Origin of the sequence: Agriterribacter sp., from assembly GCF_035497235.1 — a bacterium.
Classification (GTDB): Bacteria; Bacteroidota; Bacteroidia; order Chitinophagales; family Chitinophagaceae; genus Agriterribacter.
On sequence record NZ_DATJEB010000053.1, the window covers coordinates 121,763 to 143,521 of the forward strand.

23 protein-coding genes are annotated in these 21,759 nt (G+C 43.0%); 11 read left to right on the forward strand and 12 right to left on the reverse strand.

Annotation, left to right across the window (positions count from 1 at the left end):
* Positions 1-97: 97 nt before the first annotated feature.
* The 3 genes from VL121_RS19550 to VL121_RS19560 all read right to left on the reverse strand — a co-directional run bounded on the left by VL121_RS19550 (position 98) and on the right by VL121_RS19560 (position 3,705).
* The gene (locus VL121_RS19550) at positions 98-1,516 is read right to left on the reverse strand and encodes a TolC family protein (RefSeq protein WP_325408296.1); all 1,419 of its coding nucleotides are present in this window, start codon (positions 1,514-1,516) and stop codon (positions 98-100) included.
* A 103-nt stretch (positions 1,517-1,619) separates the two neighbouring features.
* The gene (locus VL121_RS19555; protein WP_325408297.1) at positions 1,620-2,282 is read right to left on the reverse strand and encodes an ABC transporter ATP-binding protein; all 663 of its coding nucleotides are present in this window, start codon (positions 2,280-2,282) and stop codon (positions 1,620-1,622) included.
* A gap of 259 nt (positions 2,283-2,541) precedes the next feature.
* Positions 2,542-3,705: a L,D-transpeptidase family protein gene (locus VL121_RS19560; RefSeq protein WP_325408298.1), complete on the reverse strand. Its 1,164-nt coding sequence runs from the start codon at positions 3,703-3,705 to the stop codon at positions 2,542-2,544.
* Between the two features lie 418 nt (positions 3,706-4,123).
* On the opposite strand from VL121_RS19560, the gene VL121_RS19565 reads away from it, so the two are divergent.
* Positions 4,124-5,269: a 5-(carboxyamino)imidazole ribonucleotide synthase gene (locus tag VL121_RS19565; protein WP_325408299.1), complete on the forward strand. Its 1,146-nt coding sequence runs from the start codon at positions 4,124-4,126 to the stop codon at positions 5,267-5,269.
* A 110-nt stretch (positions 5,270-5,379) separates the two neighbouring features.
* Positions 5,380-5,904, forward strand: a complete 525-nt coding sequence (gene purE / locus VL121_RS19570; RefSeq protein ID WP_325408300.1) for a 5-(carboxyamino)imidazole ribonucleotide mutase — start codon at positions 5,380-5,382, stop codon at positions 5,902-5,904.
* A gap of 64 nt (positions 5,905-5,968) precedes the next feature.
* On the opposite strand, the gene VL121_RS19575 is transcribed toward purE, so the two are convergent.
* From VL121_RS19575 to VL121_RS19595, 5 genes are read right to left on the reverse strand one after another with little or no spacing between them, the layout of a single operon-like run.
* Entirely contained in the window at positions 5,969-6,403 is a 435-nt protein-coding gene (locus VL121_RS19575; RefSeq protein ID WP_325408301.1) for an acyl-CoA thioesterase, read from the reverse strand.
* Between the two features lie 43 nt (positions 6,404-6,446).
* Positions 6,447-7,349 carry a hypothetical protein gene (locus VL121_RS19580; RefSeq protein ID WP_325408302.1) on the reverse strand — a complete coding sequence of 301 codons (903 nt, stop codon included), beginning with the start codon at positions 7,347-7,349 and terminating at the stop codon, positions 6,447-6,449.
* Between the two features lie 20 nt (positions 7,350-7,369).
* Positions 7,370-7,927, reverse strand: coding sequence for an RNA polymerase sigma factor (locus VL121_RS19585; RefSeq protein WP_325408303.1), 558 nt, complete (start codon positions 7,925-7,927; stop codon positions 7,370-7,372).
* A gap of 58 nt (positions 7,928-7,985) precedes the next feature.
* The gene (gene rdgB, locus VL121_RS19590) at positions 7,986-8,564 is read right to left on the reverse strand and encodes an RdgB/HAM1 family non-canonical purine NTP pyrophosphatase (RefSeq protein WP_325408304.1); all 579 of its coding nucleotides are present in this window, start codon (positions 8,562-8,564) and stop codon (positions 7,986-7,988) included.
* 9 nt (positions 8,565-8,573) lie between these two features.
* Positions 8,574-9,071, reverse strand: a complete 498-nt coding sequence (locus VL121_RS19595; protein WP_325408305.1) for a hypothetical protein — start codon at positions 9,069-9,071, stop codon at positions 8,574-8,576.
* Positions 9,072-9,139: 68 nt separating this feature from the next.
* On the opposite strand from VL121_RS19595, the gene VL121_RS19600 reads away from it, so the two are divergent.
* From VL121_RS19600 to VL121_RS19620, 5 genes are all read left to right on the forward strand, one after another.
* On the forward strand, positions 9,140-10,204 hold the full coding sequence (locus VL121_RS19600; RefSeq protein WP_325408306.1) for a branched-chain amino acid aminotransferase: 1,065 nt from the start codon (positions 9,140-9,142) through the stop codon (positions 10,202-10,204).
* 196 nt (positions 10,205-10,400) lie between these two features.
* Positions 10,401-10,868 (forward strand): hypothetical protein, encoded by a 468-nt coding sequence (locus VL121_RS19605; protein ID WP_325408307.1) that lies wholly within the window; start codon positions 10,401-10,403, stop codon positions 10,866-10,868.
* Between the two features lie 88 nt (positions 10,869-10,956).
* Entirely contained in the window at positions 10,957-11,337 is a 381-nt protein-coding gene (rpsL, locus tag VL121_RS19610; RefSeq protein ID WP_116876838.1) for a 30S ribosomal protein S12, read from the forward strand.
* Between the two features lie 51 nt (positions 11,338-11,388).
* On the forward strand, positions 11,389-11,856 hold the full coding sequence (rpsG, locus tag VL121_RS19615; RefSeq protein ID WP_325408308.1) for a 30S ribosomal protein S7: 468 nt from the start codon (positions 11,389-11,391) through the stop codon (positions 11,854-11,856).
* Positions 11,857-11,982: 126 nt separating this feature from the next.
* Entirely contained in the window at positions 11,983-12,690 is a 708-nt protein-coding gene (locus VL121_RS19620; RefSeq protein ID WP_325408309.1) for a DUF2490 domain-containing protein, read from the forward strand.
* Between the two features lie 8 nt (positions 12,691-12,698).
* On the opposite strand, the gene VL121_RS19625 is transcribed toward VL121_RS19620, so the two are convergent.
* Positions 12,699-13,973 carry an NAD(P)/FAD-dependent oxidoreductase gene (locus VL121_RS19625; protein WP_325408310.1) on the reverse strand — a complete coding sequence of 425 codons (1,275 nt, stop codon included), beginning with the start codon at positions 13,971-13,973 and terminating at the stop codon, positions 12,699-12,701.
* A gap of 213 nt (positions 13,974-14,186) precedes the next feature.
* On the opposite strand from VL121_RS19625, the gene fusA reads away from it, so the two are divergent.
* The 4 genes from fusA (at position 14,187) to lipB (ending at position 18,965) form a co-directional block, all read left to right on the forward strand.
* Complete coding sequence (gene fusA, locus VL121_RS19630; protein WP_325408311.1) at positions 14,187-16,331, forward strand: elongation factor G; 2,145 nt, start codon at positions 14,187-14,189, stop codon at positions 16,329-16,331.
* A 207-nt stretch (positions 16,332-16,538) separates the two neighbouring features.
* A complete protein-coding gene (locus tag VL121_RS19635; protein WP_325408312.1) occupies positions 16,539-16,979 on the forward strand; it encodes a hypothetical protein in 441 nt (146 codons plus the stop codon).
* Between the two features lie 191 nt (positions 16,980-17,170).
* Positions 17,171-17,908, forward strand: a complete 738-nt coding sequence (locus tag VL121_RS19640) for a hypothetical protein (RefSeq protein ID WP_325408313.1) — start codon at positions 17,171-17,173, stop codon at positions 17,906-17,908.
* 310 nt (positions 17,909-18,218) lie between these two features.
* Complete coding sequence (gene lipB, locus VL121_RS19645; RefSeq protein WP_325408314.1) at positions 18,219-18,965, forward strand: lipoyl(octanoyl) transferase LipB; 747 nt, start codon at positions 18,219-18,221, stop codon at positions 18,963-18,965.
* 112 nt (positions 18,966-19,077) lie between these two features.
* On the opposite strand, the gene VL121_RS19650 is transcribed toward lipB, so the two are convergent.
* The 3 genes from VL121_RS19650 to VL121_RS19660 all read right to left on the reverse strand — a co-directional run bounded on the left by VL121_RS19650 (position 19,078) and on the right by VL121_RS19660 (position 21,660).
* Complete coding sequence (locus tag VL121_RS19650) at positions 19,078-19,911, reverse strand: hypothetical protein (RefSeq protein WP_325408315.1); 834 nt, start codon at positions 19,909-19,911, stop codon at positions 19,078-19,080.
* A gap of 67 nt (positions 19,912-19,978) precedes the next feature.
* Positions 19,979-20,878 (reverse strand): 1-aminocyclopropane-1-carboxylate deaminase/D-cysteine desulfhydrase, encoded by a 900-nt coding sequence (locus VL121_RS19655; RefSeq protein ID WP_325408316.1) that lies wholly within the window; start codon positions 20,876-20,878, stop codon positions 19,979-19,981.
* Positions 20,879-20,895: 17 nt separating this feature from the next.
* Positions 20,896-21,660 carry a succinate dehydrogenase/fumarate reductase iron-sulfur subunit gene (locus VL121_RS19660; protein WP_325408317.1) on the reverse strand — a complete coding sequence of 255 codons (765 nt, stop codon included), beginning with the start codon at positions 21,658-21,660 and terminating at the stop codon, positions 20,896-20,898.
* Between the last annotated feature and the right edge of the window lie 99 nt (positions 21,661-21,759).

The following is a 21,759-nucleotide window of genomic DNA, read 5'->3' on the forward strand; positions in this document are numbered from 1 at the left end:
ATCATTTTCCTTTGGTGTTTAATAAAAGCGGGCATTCCGTTTTGCCGCCGGTATTTAGTGTGGGGCAATACCTGCTGGGATGAGCAGCTTAACAGCGTTACAGGCTCAGCCTGCCCTGGTAAAAATCCAGTATGCGCGTACGGAAGATATATTCGTACCAGGTTTGTGTAAGATTGAGCTTAGCCCTGTCGTAATTATTTTTGGTGAGCAGGTATTCTGTAGAAACGATAGTGCCTAAGTTAAAGCGGATTTCCGCGGAGCGGAATGATTCTTTATATTGTAGAACCTGTTGTTGCAGTACTTTGTAACGTTCGTAGGCCGATGACATATCCTGGTACGCTTTCTCTATACTTTGCTGCAGTATGAGCTTGGTATTTTCAGCTTCATATGCTGCATTCTTTTCGCTCAGTTTTGCTTTTTTTATATTGGTGCTTACCTGCAGGTTATTAAAAATGGGAATGTTGAGACTCAATCCAACATAGCTGCCCAGGTTATTTTTAAACTGGCTGTTGTAGGAAATTTTTTGTGCTGTATAATTTTGTTGTTGTACCAGCACCGGGTTTTTAATATTGTCTGTCATTACGTATTGTCCTGTATTTACTTCTGTAATGGTAGAGGGAACCGACATGGAGGAAACGCTGGAATAATTGGTATTAAGATTGCCGTTTAGCCGTAAATAAGGGTAATAGCCACCTTTTGCCACCCGCACACCCTTTGCCATGCTTTTTACCCGCAGATCAACCGCTTTAACCTGTGCCAGGTTTTGAAGAGAAGCCGTGTATATTTCCGCGGCGCTGCCGGGATACATTTCCAGCAATTCCGCTTCAGGCAGCCTTTCTAATTGCATGTTCTTGTCATAAGGAATATGCATTAACTGGCTGAGATTCAGCTTGGATGTTTGCAATGCATTATAGTTGTTAATGGCAGCCAGTTCATCGCCCGACAATTGCCCTTTCATATCTGAAAGCAGATAGCTTCCTACTGCTCCTTCGTTTACCATCGCCGTTAGTCGTTCCACCTGTTTGCGGGTTACTTCGGCTTGTTCAGACATGATCTTCCAGGTATCTTCAGTATTCAATACGGTTAAATACGCGAGCAGCACATCTAAGGTTAGCTTGTCTTTAGATTGCTGCCATTCCATTTCACTGGCATGATAGGCGTAACCCGTTTGACGGATCAGGTTCTGCAACTGCAATCCGCCGAACAATGTAAGTCCTGCACTTAACCCGGCGCCGGAGGAAGAAAAACGTTGATCAATATAGCTGTTGGTAAAAGGGTCAATGGCGCGTCCCTGGTTCCAGCCATAACCCCAGTTCCCATTCAGATCGGGAAGTAAGCCGGCTTTTGCTTTTTGCCAGTCGGCCCTGGCCGATTGCAGCAACAACTCATTTTGTTTAACCGGGATATTATTGTTCAGTGCTGTTTCAACACATTGTTGTAATGAGAAACTTCCATTTTGCGCATAGCTGCTTATTGATATTATGCATGCTATAATTCCTTGCATTAACTTTTGCATTGTAAAGTTGGTTTTTATTTCAGCAGCCTATATCCCTGCTGTTTGCTGTTTTATTGCAACGCTATTGCTTAGTAATCTCAAATATTAAAAACTAAATTTCAAATCAAACGATTTTGCCGTCTAACAGGTTAATGATCCGCGAGCCATACCCGGCATTTTTTTCTGAATGCGTTACCTGTATAATAGTTACAGCTTCTTCCTGGTTTAGTTTTTTGAAGCGGTCCATTATTTCTTCACCCTGTTTGGAATTGAGGTTGCCGGTAGGTTCATCTGCCAGCAGCAGGCTGGGTTTGGCTACCAATGCACGGGCAATGCCCACCAACTGCTGTTGTCCGCCCGAAAGCTGGGTAGGGAAAAGATCTTTTTTACCTACGATCTGAAAACGATCCAGGGCATCGGCAACTATGGCTTTTCGTTCAGATGATTTCATGTCCTGGTAAATAAGCGGCGTTTCAATATTTTCATACACCGTTAGTTCATCAATAAGATGATAGGCCTGGAAAACAAAGCCGATATATTTTTTATATAATTGAGCGCGCTGCTTTTCTTTCAGCAAATGCACGGCATCGCCCATAAAATAATGATACCCCTCGGATGGGTCATCGAGCATACCAATAATATTCAGCAGGGTAGACTTTCCCGAGCCGGAAGGCCCCATGATGGAAATAAATTCACCCTGGTTTATTTTCAGGTTAATGTCTTTAAGAATATAGGTTTTTGAGCCGCCGATGTTAACCGTTTTTGCAATGTTGGTAAGTTCTATCATACTGTTTTTTTAAAAGGTACCAGCTATCTGGAAAATGAGCTGTATCTCTCCCGCTTTCACTTTTACCTGGAATGGTATAAAATTAGTGCCACGAATTTAAGATACTGATAGCCAATATATTGTAAAGAATTTGTGCTGTACGCTGTACGGTTTTGATACACTTAAAGTATGATTATGATACAGGAGGTGTAGTGGAGATTGCAGGTCAGAGGTTTCAAGTTTCAGAGTGTAACCTGGCGCCCCCTGCAACTTGCAACCCCTATGACCCCGGAGCGGCTTCTATAACTATGGTTTGTTTTAACCGGAAGGCAACGGGCTGCTCCTGCCGGATAGCAGGTTTCCATTGCGGCATATTTTCAAATTTCTTTTCAATCAGTTCATTAATGTCATCATTACCACCTTTTATTACGCGGGCATATACCGGTTTGCCCTCTTTATCAATAATATAATCCACTACAAGATATGCCGCTCTTTGTCCTTCAGCTAAGAACGTTGCCAGCTCTCTTCCTGTTTCATCAAGAAAGTGCTGGAAAGCTTTTGAACCACCGGGATAAACAGGCTGATTATTAACTACTTTCGCCAGTTCATGTTCCGGTATGGGCACCTTTTTTTCGGGTAGCGTTCTTTTGGGCTTAACTGTTTTTTCTTCGGCTGGCTGTATATTTTCAACTAAGTATGCTCCCCTTGTATTAATCATCACTACGGGTACCTGCCTGTTTTTTTCAAAATAGTTATAGGCCGCCTCTAGGTTATCTGCCAGGGGTTTGTAATTGCGGTAAATTTTCAGGAAACGTTCTAAATAATTTACGCTTTTCGGATTATTGAATTGTATGGGAAATATGTGCACAGGAATATAATCCTGCCCCATAGCGCGTGCATAGCTTGTAATAACATACAAATCTTCAATTTGATCGTTGGTAATAGGTATACAACCTTCCGTTACACATGATCCGTGAATAAAAATATCTCCGCCGGGGTATAGCGAATCGCTCAGCATTTTATCTGATGCATTTGGGTAATTTAATCCTAACGATAAATGGTAAGCGCTGTTGGGTTTAAATTCAGTAATGTAATAAAAGCCTTCCGGTACCTGGTAGTCGCCCGACATTCTTTTAGGTCCCAAGGACCCTGCCATTGCACATATTTTAAAGGTTTTAAATAATTTGAATGGCTCCCGGGTATTGTTTTTTACCCATACTTCCAACTGGCTGTCGTATTTAAATGAGCGGATATAAATATATTTTGCCGGCCATTTCAGGCCTTTTGCTTCAAATTGTTTACGCAGCGTATCTTCCTTACGCCGGAAAACATCGGCAACTTTAGCGAATGATTTTTGATAATCAACAAATGAATTTTGCCCGTTTACAACGCAGGAAAAAAGAATGACAAAGAATGCGGTGAGAATGGATTTCAGTTTATTCATTAATATGGATTATAGCTTACTTCGGACTTTTATTATGTTACAATTTCCCCGCAGATAGTTTCTCTTCACAAATATCATGCTTATTGTAATACGATGTTGCAAATTTTCACTTTTACTGTTGTGTATATATTAACTTCAATGCATATGCTCATCGTTATTTTCTGAAACCGTGGCCTGTATATCGTACAAAAAAGAATGAATAATCTTTCCGGTGTTTTAAGTAACTAAAACAGGCGGCTTTCTTTCAACGCTAAAAGCGGTCATCTATTTTATTAATACCTGTTAAAACGCTGCATATAGCAATACCGCCCGGCATGCCGCTGCAAAAGAATAAATTTCACAAAATGATCCGGCAGGCATTCATTTCACCACTGAATTTCCATCTGTTTATTATCTTCACGGCTTATTTAAAAGATTTATGCTGAAAGTTGGAATTCTGGGCGGAGGTCAGTTGGGCAGAATGTTATTGCAGGCGGCCGCCAACTATCCTGTTGAAACCTATGTTATGGAAAATGACGCGGATTGTCCTGCCGCGCATCTTTGCCATCATTTTGTGAAAGGAGATATCCGGCATTATGATGATGTGTATAGGTTCGGGAAAGGTTTGGACGCGCTTACCATTGAAATTGAATCGGTAAATGATGACGCCCTGGCGGCATTGGAAGCGGAAGGGGTAAAAGTATATCCCCGTACTGCGGCCCTGCGCATCATTAAAAATAAAATTGAACAAAAACAATTTTATGCATCTCATTCCATTCCTTCGGCAGATTTTGTAATCACCCAATCGTTGCAGGAATTGGAGCAGTATGCACATTTTTTGCCGGCAGTACATAAACTGGCTTCGGGTGGATACGATGGAAGAGGCGTTCAGGTTATTGCAACTGCACAGGACACCGGCAAGGGGTTTGATGCGCCGGCTGTACTCGAAAAAAAAATCAATATTCATAAAGAGATAGCACAAATTGTTGCAGTTAACGAGTCCGGGCAAACCACTTTGTATCCGCCGGTGGATATGGTTTTTGACCCGGTGCTGAATTTGCTCGACTACCAGGTAAGTCCTGCCGAGCTTACCGAAAATATTTTATGGAAAGTAGAGGCCATAGCGCTTAAGGTAGTAAAGGCCTTAGCAAGTCCGGGTATCTTTGCCGTGGAATTGTTTATAGATAAAGTGGGAGAGGTATATGTAAACGAAACCGCGCCCAGGGTGCATAACAGCGGACATCATACGATAGAAGGAAATTACAGCTCACAGTTTGATATGCTCTGGCGTATTATATTAGGTTATCCTTTGGGAAATACGGCAGCGATTCTTCCGGCAGCTATTGTGAATGTGGTGGGAGCAGAAAATTACAGCGGCGTGGCAAAGTATGATGGGTTGGAAGATGTGCTGCAGATGGATAACGTGTTTGTACACATCTATGGAAAAAAAGAAACAAGACCGGGAAGAAAGATGGGGCATGTTACTATTTTGAGTGCCGACCGGAAGGATCTGACCTATAAACAAAGCCGTATCAGGCATGTGCTGAAAGTGGTGAGCGGAGGAGAAGTGAGTGGTGAGAGGTGAAAAGGGAAAGGAACTTAGCTCATCGTTAGTATACTTTGGCTGACGGCTGCAAGCCGAAAGCTAACACCTGACACCTCATACCTGATCAAATATATTTAAATCTAATCAGCATGTCATCCATACAGCCACTTGTAGGAATTATTATGGGCAGCGACAGTGATCTTGCTGTAATGCAGGACGCGGCCGCTGTTTTAAAAGACTTTGATATACCATTTGAGCTTACCGTAGTATCGGCGCATCGCACGCCGTTACGTATGGTGGCGTATGCCTCAAAAGCAAAAGAAAGAGGATTGAAAGTTATTATTGCAGGTGCTGGCGGGGCGGCACATTTGCCCGGCATGGTGGCCTCCCTTACCACATTACCTGTTATAGGGGTTCCCGTTAAATCTTCCAACTCTATGGATGGATGGGATTCTGTTTTATCTATTTTGCAAATGCCCAATGGCATACCCGTAGCTACCGTGGCCCTGAATGCTTCCAGAAATGCAGGTATACTGGCGGCTACCATAATCGGCGCCTTTGATAAAACTGTCGGCGAAAGCATTGCAGCCTATAAAAAGAACCTGGAGGCCGAAGTGCTTAAAAAAGCGGGGAAACTAAAAGACGGCGGCTGGAGCAACGATTTTGATCATTGACGTTGGATACAGGATAACTAAATGACATTTTGATTTTTTGCCGCAGATCCGCAGACTACGATTTCTAAGAATTTGATAGCTTCCTTCTGGCTTCTTCCGGAACTGAGGTTATTTTTTTGGTAGTATAATCAAAGCAAACCATACCCGTTTTGGCAGCCGCAACGGTAATGCTTTTTCCGTTCCTGAGCGTATCTAATTTGTAAAAAATATCAAAGCTTACCCGTTCAAATGCGGTAGCTGTAACAGCAATGTCTACCGCGTCTCCGTAAAACAGTTCCTTTTTAAACTCTATAGCTACATCATTCATGATAAGCCCGGCGCCTGCAAAATTTTTTTCATCATAGCCCTGCTGTTGCAAAAACTGCATCCTGGCTTCATGAATAATAGAAAGCATACTGTCGTTGCCGGCGTGTCCGCCATAATTAATGTCGGTAATACGAATGGGAATTGTTGTATGAAAAGAAAAGTGTTCCGGCAGTTCAAGTTTTATCCTGGGCATGTTTTGTTTTTTAGCAAAGATAAACCGGCAATGTAATGGAGCATTATTTGTTGCTGTGCTGCTGCAGCAGCTTCATTAGTTCGGAAATATCCATGAAGTTTTCTGCAGACGGAATAAAAGTGGAATGACCTACCTGTTCCTTCCATACTTTGAATTGATTTCTCCAGTACTGACTTTCCCTGAGAATAACATCCAGCAGTTCCTCTTTTCCGCTGCCGTTGAGGTATTGAATGGTATTTCTGAATTTGGAAGAAACCCTTACCGATTGCCCGTTGGGGCCGGTCATTAAAAAGTAGCTGTTGGGTAAGTCCATCAGGCGCACATCTTCTTTTACCTCTCCTTTTAAATTGCTGATCCGCCTGGCAGCGGTATGATCCAGCTTATAGCGGTCGGTAATGGCTGTATTGTCGTACGGCACCAATGAAACGGGAGGTGCATTAAAACCAGCCTCTTCCCTGTAAAAGTCATTTACGGCATTGGTAGATGCCTGCCTTTCATGCTTTTTGCGGGTGTTGTGCGAAGCGATCATTGGCCGCTTGTTGCTTTCCGGAGCGGTAATATCAGCATCTTCGTTATTGCCGGCAACAGGCAGATTGGCTGGGCGATTACCGGCTTTGCCGGCGGGTAATGCTTTTTGACCGGTAGTTTTGTTTTTACTGATGCCTGTTATAAAATAATTAGCTGTAAAAAAACAAATACCAATAAGTGCCGCGGCAGCAGCAATACGAAATCCTTTTTTTATACTAAAGCTTTTGGGAGCAGTGCTATACGGCGTATCGAGCGTGTGCTGAATCAGTTCCCAGCTATTTTCCGGGGGGGCAATTTCTGCATCGTATAACCTGTTCCTGAATACCAGAAGTTCGTTATCAAGATCATGCACTATCCGCTTCCACACCTGAACGGGTGGATTAACTTCATGATTATATAATTCATTTTTCCATTTCATGATCAGGGTTAAGGATAGAATTATGATAGTGTCCTTTTTGTTTTAATAATATTTTGCAGCACGCCCTTTGCCCTGGCCAACTGCGATTTACTTGTTCCTTCGCTGATACCCGCAATTTGCGCGATCTCCTTGTGCGAATAACCTTCAACTACATATAAGTTGAACACTGTTCTGTAACCGGGCGACAGCTCCTGGATCATCTTCATCAAATCCTTCATACTTAAACTGTCAAAAGCAGATAGTTCCTTAGTTTCAAGCAGGTTTTCATGGTTTTCGGTAACGGGGTAAAGATTCGCCTGCTTACGGTAATGCTCAATTGCCGTATTCACAAATATTCTTCTTATCCAGCCTTCAAATGAGCCATCGCCGCGATACATGTGCAGGTTTTTGAAAATCTTCACAAACCCGTCCTGCAAAATATCCTGGGCATCTTCGGCTTTACCCGCATAACGAAGGCACACCGCATACATTTTAGGTGAAAACCGCTGATATAAATGTTCCTGCATACGGCGATCTCCATCCAGGCAACCCTTTATCAAGTCGCTTTCACTGATGTTATGGTTGCTTGGTAAAGACATTTAATCAACAAAGATCAATTTTCTTCTTTTTTATTTTAATGATAAGGTGATAGTACGGTTATATTTTTATTAAAAACTGAACGAATCGTTCCACAGCCTTCCCCCGGTGGCTGTATTGGTTCTTTTCGGCCATGCTCATTTCGGCAAATGTACGATTGCTGCGGAGGGGTACAAATACCGGGTCATATCCAAATCCTTTTTCCCCGCGGGGTGCTTCCGCAATCTGTCCCTCGCAAATCCCTTCAAACTGGTATTCAATCCCTTCCAGTATTAATGAGATCACCGTTCTGAACCGCGCTGTCCTGTCTGCCTTGCCCCTTAGCTTGTTCAGCAATTTTTCCATATTGGCAGTAAAATCTCTTTCTTCCCCGGCATATCTTGCGCTTTTAACGCCAGGCTCGCCATTCAGCGCATGGGTCTCTAATCCGGTATCTTCTCCAAAGCAGCTTATTCCGGTTAGCTTATATATTGTAATTGCTTTTTCTTTCGCGTTTTCCTCCAATGTATCAAAAGGTTCCGGAATATCAATGTCAATACCCGCCTCCGCAAGGGTTATAATATTAAACCGCCCTTTCAATACGGAACGTATCTCTTCTGTTTTATGCCGGTTATTGGTAGCGAAAATAAGTTTTTGCATAAGGTTATATTACAGTTGGAAAACTGATTTTAAACTTACCCACAATTTAGCTTTAAGCGGCTTGTCTGCTTCAATACTGTCTAAAGCAGGAGCGCAAACATAAGTTGTATTGTTAAATGGCTGCACCTGGAAATGAGGAAAGTGAAGGGGTAATCCTATTTCCTGCGGAGATACGCCAAAAAGCAGTACGGTTTGTGGCCGGGTAGCGGCATTAAGGCTCAGGTAATGATTGTTTTTGGATTGATGTATGTTAATGATGGCTACATCTGCCACGTTCAGCCTGCAGGCGGTAAGCACCCCGGTTAAGAAAATAAAAGATTTGTCGCTGAGAAATGGGGCATCGCTTGCATTAACCAGGATGGTAATATGCTTTTGATTGGAGCCCAGGAATTTTATGTGAGCTGCGGGTGAAGCTGCACCGCCTGCCGCATTTGCCATACAAATAATGGGTGCCGAATACAGGCTTGCTATCACGTTTTCGGGTAGTATTATATTTTTAAGGCTCATATTATATTTTATAAGCAGCTTCCCTGCCATCGGGTTTTTTCGTTTCTTTGCAACAAAAATAGTGTTTTATGATTGCCGCTATGGATATTCAGGTTACAAAAGCAGAAAGGAGCAAGTTGCAGGATATTGACCTGGGAAACCTGCCTTTTGGAAAATATTTTACAGATCATATGCTGGAGGCAGAATATGAAGGTGGGAAATGGACGAATGTGGAGATCAGGCCCTACCAGCCCTTGCTGTTAGAACCTTCACTGGCGGCCCTGCACTACGGGCAGGCTATTTTTGAAGGTATTAAGGCTTATAAAGATGAGCAGGGCAACGCTTTTGTGTTCAGGCCATACGATAATTTCAGGCGGTTTAATATTTCGGCTGCAAGGATGAATATGCCTGAAGTGCCGGAAGAGATTTTTATTGAAGGAATGCGCCGCCTTATAGCAATAGATAAGAATTGGATCCCTGGTAAAAAAGATCATTCCCTGTATATCAGGCCCTTTATGTTTTCTACCGATGCTATGCTGGGCGTTCGCCCTTCCCAAACATATAAATTCCTGATCATTTTAAGTCCTACCGGCCCCTATTTTCCCAAACCCATGAATATACTGGTGGAAGAAAGATATACCCGTGCGGCGCCGGGCGGCGTTGGTTTTGCAAAAAACGCCGGAAACTATGGCGGCAGCCTGATTGCTGCAACAGAGGCGCAAAAGCAGGGCTACGACCAGGTATTGTGGACAGATGCTTCCGAACATAAATGGCTGCAGGAAGTGGGTATGATGAATGTTTTTTTTGTTATTGACCATACTGCAATAACGCCTTCCCTGGATGAAGGAACAATATTGGATGGCATAACCCGCAAAAGTGTAATTACTGTTTTAAAAGAGATGGGCATACCGGTGGAAGAACGGCGTATTAATATTGACGAGGTAATTAAAGCGCATAAGGAGGGAAGGCTGCAGGAAGTATTTGGCACAGGAACGGCCGCCACCATTGCTATGATACAAAAAGTAAAGTATAAAGATGATGTAATGGAATTCAGTGAAAAGGATTGGACGTTAAGTGCTGACATAAAGAAAAAGCTTGATGCCATCCGCCAGGGTAAATCACCTGATACGCATCATTGGATGCTGGCGGTGTAAATTGAGGAAAAAACGCCCCGTATTATTACAAAAGTCATTTAACTAATGACTTTTTTTATGCGCTTTGCATTTTCATTCCTGCTTTAAGTTAAACAAATCCTATAAAAGTAAAGTTTTAGACAACTTTTAAATGAATGCTGATGTAAATGATCAATCTGGTACGGAATTGTAGCTATAGCAGCAAAACAATTTAATTATGATAAAACAGCGTAACGGATCGAAAGTTTTGACCTTATTTTTTTTACTGTCGGCAGTTTTTGCAGGATGCAAAAAAGATAATAATAGCAATCCCGATCCCAATCTTGACTTCAGAACGTATAAGTTATTTAATTATTCAAGTGGCGCTGAAGTGGAAGCAGGCAATTTTCGTATTGACCAGTTAGCCGATGGAAATACCCGGTTAACCATTTCTATAAACGAGCCCTACCGGCAGAACGGGATAAATTTTGACGCCGTGATTAATACCAAAGATGAGACGGCAAATGAACTTGTTTTTTCCTACTTAGGTAATGTTAATGGCAAAACGGGCAGTTTAACGGTGAACCCGGTTATGGGGAGCGGATCCAACCTCCCTGTAAAATACAGTGATCTGATCAGTAAAACGGGCTATTACATAAAGATAATGAACGGCGCGAATGTGCAGGCTACAGGCGAAATTAAATAAACAGCGGCTTTTAATAATTTAAACTTATAAATTTTGGTATTTCCCAACAAGCCGCTTACCTTTGCCCTCCCAAAAATAAAAGGTAAGAATGCCTACAATACAACAATTAGTTAGAAAAGGTAGAGAGATCATCAGAGCAAAAAGCAAATCAAGGGCTTTGGATAGCTGCCCGCAGCGTCGTGGCGTATGTACCCGTGTATATACCACCACTCCTAAAAAACCTAATTCGGCTTTGCGCAAAGTGGCAAAAGTGCGTTTAACCAATAAGGTGGAAGTAATTGCCTACATACCTGGTGAAGGACATAACTTGCAGGAACACTCTATCGTATTGATCAGGGGTGGTCGTGTAAAGGATTTGCCGGGTGTTCGTTACCACATTGTAAGAGGCAGCTTAGATACCGCGGGTGTAAAAGACCGTAAGCAAAGCCGTTCCAAATACGGAACCAAGAGAGAGAAGGCTAAGAAATAGCCTTAAGGTATAACACAAGTAAACTGATTAGCGTAATAATATTTAACCAACATGCGTAAAGCACAAGCCAAAAAATTACCATTAGCCCCTGATCCAAAGTTTAACGATAAACTGGTTACCCGTTTTGTAAATAACTTAATGTGGGGTGGCAAAAAAAGTACGGCTTACGATATATTTTACGATGCTATTGATCGTGTTTCAAAAGTATCCGGTGAAAACGGCTATGAAATATGGAAACGTGCATTGAATAATGTTACACCGGGTGTTGAAGTACGTAGTCGCAGGATTGGCGGTGCAACATTTCAAATCCCCGCTGAAGTTCGTCCCGACCGTAAAATATCACTTAGCATTAAATGGCTTATCCGGTATAGCCGCGACAGGAACGGAAAAACAATGGCCGATAAATTAGCCAATGAAATTATGGCTGCCAGTAAAGGTGAGGGCGCTGCTTTTAAAAAGAAAGAAGATACGCACCGTATGGCCGATGCCAACAAAGCGTTTGCCCATTTCAGAATATAAAATCTTTTTTAATATTTTTATATAAATACCCTGCTGTTATTTTTCGGCAGGGTATTTATTATTTAAAGAAGTTGGTATTATATTACCCGGCTTTAATACCTGCCTGATCCTGTAAATTGTACGGAGATGAAACTGAAAATTACGATCATCCTTTTGCTGCTCTCAAAGCTTACTTTTGCTCAAAACAAGGAACTGGGTACCTGGCAGGTGGTTAACGCGCAATTAAGCTTAAGCCAGAAATGGAAGGTTTTTACAGAACTGCAGGCAAGGTCAAACAGTTTTTTCAATAATTTTTTTTACTACGAAATTAAAGGTGGACTGAGCTATAGCATTAATAACAATTTTTCATTTTTGGTTGGTACCGGCAGGTATGCCACTTATGCTGATGAAGGAAACTTTGCCAAGCCATTTGCCAGTGAAGAATTTCGGATATGGCAACAGGTTACCATGAACCAATATCTTGAACGGCTGAAAATAGAGCATCGCTATCGTGCGGAGCAAAAATGGACAGGCGATGGTTACCGGAACCGTTTTCGTTACCGTTTGAATATGATGCTGCCATTAAATAATGCCAAACTGGTACCCGGCACAGTTTATTTAAATGCTTATGATGAAGTTTTTTTGAACAACAAAGCCCCTCATTTTGAACGTAATCGGTTTTTCGCAGGTGCAGGCTATATATTAACGCCGGTTACTACCGTTCAGGCCGGATATGTAAACCAATACAACTATTCGCTCAGCAAACGCGGTGGTAAAAATTTTCTGCAACTTTCACTTATGCTGCAATTTAAGTATGACGATGATAGGGAAAGGATCCCTAACTTAATGGATTAAGCTAATTACTATTCTTTTTTCAGCGGTCTTATGATCATCCGGAGCGCCTGGTCTTTGGTGAAATAAGCAATCATCCAGTTATAAAGCGTGGTTATTTTATTGCGGTAGGTAACCAAAGAAATAAGGTGAATGAACAGCCACATAAACCAGGCAATAAACCCCCTGAAATGCAACGGGGGTTTAGGTAAGTCGGCAACGGCTTTATTTCGTCCTATAATAGCCATCGTACCTTTGTCTGTATAACGAAACGGCCGCAGTGGCTGCTGTGTTGTCATTCTTCTGAAATTAATCGCCAGGTTTTTTCCCTGCTGCAAAGCTACCTGCGCCACCTGGGGATGCCCCTGCGGAAAACCGGGATCGCTGGTTTGCAGGCAGGTATCACCAATAGCGTATATATTGGAACTGTTCTGCACTTTGTTAAACGCGTCTGTCAAAAGCCGTTTGCCCCGGCCATAGGAAGTTGCGGGCATGCCGGCTATGGCTTTTGCAGAAACGCCTGCTGCCCAAATGAGCGTTTTGGTTTGAATGTTCTCTCCGTTGGACAAAATAACCGTATCATTTACATAATCCTTTACCTGTATATTCAGCTTAATTTCAACGCCTAATTTTGATAAAGCGTTAAAAGTATCCTTTTGAGATTTTTGGCTCATGGGCGACAGTAACTGATCGCCGCCATCTATTAAATAAATATGGCTTTGGTCTTTTGCTCCCCTGAATTCGGGATAGTCTTTACGGATAATATATTTTCTCATCTCGGCCAACATGCCCGATACTTCCACTCCTGTTGGTCCCCCGCCGGCAATAACAATGGTTAGCAGTTTTTCTCTTTCCGCTTTATCCGGGGTAAGCGTAGCGTTTTCTAACTGCTGTAGCAGGTAATTGCGCATTTCCAGCGCATCATTCACTGTTTTCATGGGAATGGCGTTTGCCTTCACATGCTCCAATCCAAAATAATTACTTTCCGTTCCTGTGGCAAGCACTAAATAATCATATTCCAAATCGCCGGATGACAGTACTATTTTGTTCTCCTGCGGAATTACTTTCAATAGTTCACCCATCCGGAACCGGATATTTTTTTTCCCCTGGAACATTTTTCGGAACGGGTAGCTGATATTAGACGCTTCCAAAAAACCGGTAGCTACCTGGTAAAGCAGGGGCGGAAAGAAGTTATAATTATTTTTATCTGCGAGGATAACATTGAATCCGCTTTTATCTGCCAAATGCTTAGCCAGGTTAATACCTGCAAATCCTCCCCCTATAATTACTACTTGTTTTGTTGTCATTGTTACATCTCCTTTCTAAACAGGCTTGATTAGCAAGATGCTATAAAGCTACCAAACCTGTCATGGCTTTCCCTGTTTTTTCTATATAAAATTTTAGAATGGCTGTGCTATTGTTTTCACACTAATTTCGCTACCTTTGCGCCTCAAAAAAATATAATTGGAGCATAGTGCGCTTTAACTATATTAAAAGTAAAAATATTTAATCCCCATAAAATGGCAGACTTAAAATTTCAGAGAAACTTTGGTATTGCTGCACACATTGATGCAGGTAAAACCACTACTACAGAGCGTATTCTGCGCTACACCGGTATGATACACAAAACGGGGGAAGTACATGACGGTGCTGCCACTACCGACTGGATGGAGCAGGAAAAAGAAAGAGGTATTACCATTACCTCCGCGGCGGTAAGTTGCCACTGGAACTTTCCTACAGTTAAAGGAAAGGTAACGGCCGATACAAAAAAATACAGTTTCAATATTATTGATACCCCCGGCCACGTAGATTTTACTGTAGAAGTAGAACGTTCCATGCGTGTGTTAGACGGGCTGATCGCCCTGTTTTCGGCTGTAGATGGCGTGGAGCCCCAGAGTGAAACCGTTTGGCGCCAGGCAAACCGTTATAAAGTGCCGCGTATTGGGTTTGTAAATAAGATGGACCGCGCCGGAGCCGACTTTTTAAATGTGGTAAAACAGGTAAAGGAAATGCTGGGCGCTAAAGCTGTTCCGTTGCAGTTGCCTATTGGCGCGGAAGAAGGCTTTAAAGGCGTGGTAGACCTTATTAAAATGAAAGGTATTATATGGCATAATGAAACGGAGGGCATGACCTTTGATGAAATTGATGTGCCTGCCGATATGCTGGATGAAGCCAATGAATGGAGGGAGCACCTGGTAGAAGCGGTTGCTGAATATGATGACAACCTGATGGAGAAGTTTTTTGATGATCCCCATTCGATTACTGAAGATGAAATGCATACTGCCATTAGAAAGGCAGCCATTGATCTGAGCATTGTGCCTATGATGTGCGGTTCTTCATTTAAAAACAAAGGTGTACAAACAGCGCTGGACGCGGTTTGCCGCTACCTTCCTTCGCCTATGGATATTGAGGCCATAGAAGGGGTGAACCCGGATACAGGCGAAGTGGAAATCCGCCACCCCGATGCTAAGGAACCTTTTGCTGCGCTGGCTTTTAAAATCATGACCGATCCCTTTGTGGGACGCCTGGCCTTCTTCCGGGTTTACTCGGGTCACTTAGATGCGGGTTCTTATGTGTTAAATGTAAGAAGTGGCAAAAAGGAAAGGATAAGCCGTATCATGAAAATGTTTGCCAACAAGCAAAATCCTGTTGATTTTATTGAAGCGGGAGATATTGGTGCTGCTGTTGGATTTAAGGAAATAAAAACCGGGGATACGCTTTGCAATGAAGATCATCCTATTACCCTGGAAAACATGTTCATTCCTGAACCGGTTATTGCTATAGCAATAGAGCCTAAAACACAGGTTGACGTTGATAAGATGGGTATAGCTATCGGTAAACTGGTAGAGGAAGATCCAACACTGCGCGTAAATACTGACGAAGATACCGGTCAAACTATCCTGCGCGGAATGGGTGAGCTGCACCTGGAAATCATTATTGACCGTATGCGCCGCGAATTTAAAGTGGAAGTGAACCAGGGTGCACCCCAGGTAGCATATAAAGAAGCATTTACTGCTAAAATTGAACATCGGGAAGTATTGAAAAAACAAACCGGTGGTCGTGGTAAATTTGCCGATATTGTATTTGAAATGGGACCTGCCGATGAAGAATGGATGAAAGAAAATCCGGGTAAAGCGTTCCAGTTTGTGAATGATATTTTTGGAGGCTCTATTCCGCGTGAATTTGTGCCTGCCATACAAAAAGGGTTTGAAACTTCTATGGGTAACGGGGTTCTGGCCAATTATCCCGTACAAAACATGAAAGTCCGTGTGTTTGATGGCAGCTTTCACGATGTGGATTCCGACTCTATGTCGTTTGAGCTTTGTGCAAAAAGCGGGTTCCGTGAAGCGGGCCGTAAAGCTAAACCCGTACTGCTGGAGCCTATCATGAAGGTAGAAGTATTAACGCCCGATCAGTACATGGGTGATGTAACCGGCGATATCAACCGCCGTCGCGGTATATTAGAAGGCATGGATACCCGCAATAACCTGCAGGTAATTAAAGCCAAGGTACCATTGAGCGAAATGTTTGGTTATGTAACCCAACTGCGTTCATTAACTTCCGGTCGCGCAACATCTACCATGGAGTTCAGTCATTACAATCCTACGCCTAATAATATTGCTGAAGAAGTAATTGCAAAGGTGAAAGGAAAAGTAACGGCTTAGTAAGAGAGTGAGAAGGAAGAAGGGAGAAGGGGATGCTGAAAGGTGAGAGGGAAAAGGTGAGAGGTGAAAAACCTATCGTTAGTAATTTTCCGCTGACACCTGATACCTGAGAAGAAAATACATTAATGGCCCGTTCTGCTACATGGCGGAACGGGTTTTTGTTTTATTTGAGGTTTCCTGTTTCTTCGTATAATAGAAAAGCAAAAAATGAGCCTGCTTTCAAAGCCATATCATATGCTTGCCCTGTGGGCTGTTTTGCTGATCATGCTGTCTTTCATCCCCATCAGTCATGCTATGGATATGCCTGTACAGGGCGCCTCCTATGTATTGAGCTATGTTGATACGCTGCGGGCGGGCGCCATGCTTTTATTGCTGTTGTGGATATTATATATGATTACCATCCGGATTTTATTTTCCGCCGTATTGATCTGGATACATATTGTAATTACCCTGTTGCTGATGGCCTTTATCGTTTTCCTTTTCTTTCGTTTATCAGGTCATGATGCATCCGGCGAGGTAAAGGAGCTTTCCTTCCAAACAGGTATCAGGTATCAGATGATGGTTCCGGTTTTGATCCTGTTGCTTTTATTAACCCAGTTAATGTACATCATTAACCTGCTTCTGGGCGTTATGCGGAGAGTGAATTGACCTGAAAGATAAAAGCTGTATAACAAGAAGGCAAAAGTAGTGCGCGCCGCTACTTAAAATACTTTACCGTTGCCCCTGATAGCATTACATGCTGTTTTTTGGTGAGAATTATACTTCCGGGGCCTCTATGGTATGGGTTGTCACATCAATACTTCATTTTACTGTTCAAAAGTTATACCTGCATGAACCGGATGATCATCAAATTTGTAATAGCTGGCTTCGTATTTATGGGCATCACAGCATATGATAGCGTTAAAGCGCCGGAGATTAACCAGCAGACAGAAACAGGCCGGCAAAAACAGGGTCCCGGTAGTGGCGTGTCCACTTTCATTCCCACTTTTTCCTGGCATAATGCCACCCGTTTTTTAATACGTTGCGATATGACAGGTTCCTGCCTTACTACAAACGGCGGACAATCATATAAGCAGATCAATTTCCCCAATGGCGCATCGGGCTACGCGTACGATGCCCTGGATTCCAATACCATATCGCTTTCAGCAAAAAAACTCCCTGCCGCAGTATCGGCAGCATTTTCTTTTACGGGGGGTACAACCAAAAATAAGGAGCAGGTTATTTTTTATGCTTTGCGTTATGATCCCATGCAAGCCATTGACAACGAATTTGGGCATACTGAACTATGGCTTTCGAAGGACATGGGTGATAGCTGGCAGCAGGCCACAAATGCCACGGTGATGAATACCACAGCGGGTATTAAGCCCAGCTACTCCATGATAGCCTGTGCGGCAAACGATGCGGGAAAGGCCTACTTAGTAAGGAACAGGTATGAAGAGCGAAAAAACGGAGGCATGGTATTCTGGTATGGCGCGCTTAAAACAAATGACGCCGGCGATACCTGGAGCTGGGTTTGGAAAGGCGGTGGTGGCTCGGGGCAATATCATAGCCGTCAGCTTAAGAAACATGAACAATAAAATACCCCGAATGGGGTCTAATTTGAATAGCCATCGGTGCAACCGGTGGACAAATGAAATATTTTTGATATTGAACCCTTGCAGGGTTCAACAAAAATTTCGACATTTTTACCGTGAGTTTCTCTCACGGCCATTCAAATTCAAGCCCTCCGGGCTTAAGTTAACGGCTATGGGGGGACACCACCCGGGGCGGCCCGCCGTGGGCGGTGTATTCACCGCCCACATAAAGCAAAGCAATGCGACAATTTGGGATGCATCCACCCAGGGAAGGGAACGTTTGCATTGGGTGAAATGAAATAACTTTGCGGCCATGCAGGAGGTTTTCTTTGAAGATATGGGCGCTATTGCTTATAAAGACGCGTGGAATTACCAGGAGGCGTTGCTGAAAAAGAATGTAGAGGCAAAAATGCTGGCTAAAACCAATGCTTCAGATCCGGTCCATACAACTCTGCATGGGCCGGCTATTGAAACCATTGCCAATACCCGGCACCATTTGCTTTTATGTGAGCATCCCCCCGTATATACGTTAGGCAAAAGCGGTCATGCCGAAAATGTGCTGATCAGCGAAGCGGTACTTCGCCAAAAAGGCATTGAATATTATCAAACCAACAGGGGGGGAGATATTACCTTTCATGGTCCGGGACAAATTGTAGGTTACCCTATTATTGACCTGGAGAAGTATTATACGGATATAGGCAAATACCTCCGTAATTTGGAGGAAGTGATCATCCTCACCTTACAGCAATACGGTATAAGCGGAGAACGGTCGCCGGGTGAAACGGGCGTGTGGATTGACCCTGCCGTAAAAGGGCGGGAAAGAAAGATATGCGCTATGGGTGTACGTTGCAGCCGGTGGGTAACCATGCACGGGTTTGCATTGAATGTAAACACCCGCTTGGATTATTTTAATTATATCATTCCCTGTGGTATTGCCAACAAGCAGGTAACTTCTGTTGAAAAAGAATTGGGTTACAATCCCGGTATGGCATCCGTTAAAGAAACGCTGAAACATTGTTTTGAGGAGGTATTTGATTGTACGCTTGTTAATAAAAGCTGATTAAATAAGCAATTCCCAACAACGATTGTTGTTACCGGTTCTTTAATAAAACCTGCTAATCTGCAGGATCTTTTATGGGCAGGCATAACAGCAATTGTTTTTTAAACAGTTGCTAAGGTACTCTTACTTTGTTTTTTTCTTTCAGCATACCATCTTCCAGTAATTCAAACGTAAACCAGCCTGCATGAAGAAAGTTGGATTTATCTATTGTAAAAATATGTTCTTTAACAGCATTAACCTGGAATAACGCATTCCCGTTTTCTTCATAAAATTTAATTGTAAAATTGCTGAGTCTTCCCGGGGGTAAAACGATAGTAATATCACCGTCAGCATTCGTAAACACAAATCCTGAAGGGGTGAATGTTTCGGGTCTTACCAAACTAACTGTATCCGTTTTTAATCCATCGCTCCTTTTTTTGCCGGAAACTGCGGTAGTGGACTGTACCTGGTAAGATTTTGCTGATGCTCCTTCTGCAACGGGGGTATTCGTTTGGCCTGCCGCGTTACTGCCGGCTGCTTTTATTGGAACGGTTGCGCTTTCCCCGGCTGTTGCTGTTGCTTCCGGCGCTGCTTGTACATTTTCTTTTTTTACCGCAGGGGGCGAATATTTTTGTGGCTTTTGTGATTTGCTGAAAATATATGCTCCATTATCAAGCAGGATGTATAGTTTATAATAGGAGGAAAGATCCGGGGCATTATTGTCGAGGAACCCATTCGTAATGGATGAAGGGTCGGGCAATGTTAAAATGGTTTTAAAACCTTTCAGGCTATCCGGAGAACGCTGGATACTCAGTTGTTTTATTACAGGGAAATTATTTATCCAGCTCAGGATGATTTTGCCATTCCTGTTTGCTACCGTAAAATCAGGCAGGGTGTTCTGCGCCTGAAGGACATAGCAGTACGAAGTAAGTACATAAAGAATAATGATCCGGGAAACAATTTTCATAGTGATGAATATATGTCAAAAGCCGTAATGCTGCAAACCTAACAAAGATAATGCTACACTGATATATTTAAAATGCTAAAACCCCGGGTTTAAGCGACAGATTACCCTGCAGCCCTCCGCTGTGAATAGCTAATATGCGGGATTGTGGCAGGAAAAAATCTTTATTCATCAGATCAAATATACCGTACATCATTTTTGCCGTGTAAACAAAATCCAATGGAATGTTTGCCGTGTGAAAGAACCTGTTCATGAAGTTGGTTAACGCGGGTGTGTGTTTTGCGTAACCGCCAAAATGATAATCGTGTATCATACCAAACCTTTCGGGCAGCGGCATGTTTAATAAGGATTGAATCTCATCGTTCAGGCTAAAATTATGCTTCATGGCGCTTATACCTGTAATTTGCTGATGAGTACCTGCTGCCTGCATAATGCCTGCTATTGTTGTGCCGGTGCCCACTGCTGAAACAATATGCGTATAAGCGCTGGTATCTGTAATACGTAATATATCGGCAGCGCCCTGCATGCCTAACGGACCAAAACCTCCTTCCGGAATAATGTATGCTTTTCCAAACTGCTGCTCTAACTTTGAAGAGAATGCCATTCTTTTTAAGGCGTCATATTCGTGCCTGGGTAAAAAAGCAAATTGCATATGGCAGGAGGCTGCTTCCTGCAGGGTGTGCGACCATTGTTCCGGCTCCTCCCCCCTGATAACGCCAATGGTTTTAAGCCCGTGTTCTTTTGCCGCATATGCCGTAGCGGCTATATGGTTGGAATAAGCCCCGCCAAATGTTAGTAAGGACCGGAATCCTGTGCGCTGTGCTTCCCGGATATAATATTGAAGTTTGAACCATTTGTTGCCGGAAACAACAGGATGAACTTTATCGAGCCGGAGAATATCGAGTTGAACATTTTTTTGAAATGTAGCTTCGTTTTCAACAGGGTCTATTGAAGCATTATTCGTTTGCATCTTCGGCAAGCCGTTTTTTACTTATCAATAGCGGCTGCTGCTGAAAGATATTCCCTGTTTAATCTTGCAATGTTATCAACGGAAATTTCTTTAGGGCAAACGGCTTCGCAGGCTTCCGTCATGGTGCAGGAACCAAATCCTTCCTTATCCATTTGTTCTATCATGTTAAGTACCCGGCTTCTTTTCTCCGGTTCGCCCTGTGGTAGTAAAGACAGGTGTGCAACCTTGGCAGATACAAAAAGCATAGCCGAGCTATTTTTACAGGCCGCCACGCAGGCGCCGCAGCCTATGCAGGCAGCAGCGGCAAAAGCCGTGTCGGCGGTTTCTTTTTTAACGGGGATAGCATTGCCATCTACCGCGTTTCCTGTATTAACCGAAATGTAGCCGCCCGCCTGTATGATCCTGTCGAAGGCATGACGGTCAACGATCAGATCTTTAATTACAGGGAAAGCATTGGCGCGCCAGGGTTCAACAACAATAGTGTCGCCGTTTTTAAAAGCCCGCATATGCAACTGGCAGGTAGTAGTGCCGTGCCATGGCCCGTGCGGCCGGCCGTTGATATACATAGAGCACATGCCACAAATGCCCTCACGGCAATCGTGGTCAAAAGCGATAGGCTCCCTGTTTTCTTCAATTAGTTCTTCATTGAGTACATCAAACATTTCAAGGAACGACATTTCCGAAGAAATATTCTTTACCTGGTAGGTTTCAAAATGTCCTCTTTCGCTTTGGTTTTTTTGCTTCCACACCTTTAAGGTGAGGTTCATGGTATAATGTTCCATAGTAAATATGAAAATGTGACAAATGTGACAAATGTGGAAAATGAATTCTGCATACATCACTGAAATAATATAAAAAGATGAAAATGAAGAATAGAGGAA